We start from the raw sequence: 971 nt of genomic DNA on the forward strand, positions 1-971 counted from the left end.
TTACGCAAAACGTCAAAGAAAGCCCTATCACTCCTATCTTTGGGAACATAGCCGCCAGTACAATTTGACCAAGCTATTTTCCGTAAGCTAAGAGAAGGGAAGGAGAAAGCCCTAGCACTAGACACTTTGAAGATGTCGCTCCCAAGGAAGCCCTTCCCTTTCTCTTCATCTTGAAAACCTGAACAGTACCTTGGGGCTTTAGCCGTGGGATGCATTTGACTTTGTTTTGAACCACTCGATGTGGTGAAAAAGAAACAACAGTATACAGTTGGCATTCTTATAACGTTTCTCGTATATTTGTGCGATGAAGGAAGTTAAACCGAAACGCTGGAAAACATCTTCCACCTCCGTCTACAACATCGGCTACCATCTGATATGGTGCCCCAAGTTCAGACGAAAGGTGCTCTCAGGTCATATAGAGGTCCGTCTGAGAGAACTGCTGATGGAGAAAGCCGGTGAGTTGGGTTTGCGTATCGAGAAAATGGAAGTGATGCCTGAGTACGTTCATCTGCTGGTGAAAGCGTCACCAGCCGATGCACCGCAATTCATCGTGGCACAACTGAAAGGGTACACTTCGTTCAAACTACGCAGCGAGTTCCCCGAACTCAAAAGCAAGCTGCCTACGCTGTGGACACGAAGCTTCTACGTGGAGTCGGTGGGTCACCTTTCAGAAGCGACAGTTAAAAAGTACATAGAAGACCAGAAGAGGCAGTGAACCAAATCAAGACATACCGCTTCAAGCTCAAACCGACCAAGGCGCAGGCACAGGCTTTCGCACAGTGGCTTGGTTCGTGCAGATATGTCTACAACCTGTGCCTGGACTACAAGAAACAACTATATACCAACCATCAACTTTCCATCGGGAAGAACCAGATGCAGAAGGAACTTTCCGCAATCGCTAAGGACGTGGAATGGATAGGGTGTGTTCACTCGCAGACCTTGCAAGAGGTATCCGACAGACTGTTCAAGGC

The 971-nt window shown here is 47.8% G+C and carries 2 protein-coding genes; both read left to right on the top strand.

Going from position 1 to position 971, the window contains the following annotated elements; translation table 11 throughout:
- Positions 1-304 precede the first annotated feature (304 nt).
- Complete coding sequence (gene tnpA / locus FJM51_RS26505; protein ID WP_140456503.1) at positions 305-715, top strand: IS200/IS605 family transposase; 411 nt, start codon at positions 305-307, stop codon at positions 713-715.
- Positions 712-971 (top strand): helix-turn-helix domain-containing protein (locus FJM51_RS26510; RefSeq protein WP_181164741.1); only part of this gene is annotated, 260 nt, incomplete at its 3' end. The genes tnpA and FJM51_RS26510, both read left to right, overlap by 4 nt.

Origin of the sequence: Amaricoccus solimangrovi, from assembly GCF_006385685.1 — a bacterium.
GTDB lineage: Bacteria > Pseudomonadota > Alphaproteobacteria > Rhodobacterales > Rhodobacteraceae > Amaricoccus > Amaricoccus solimangrovi.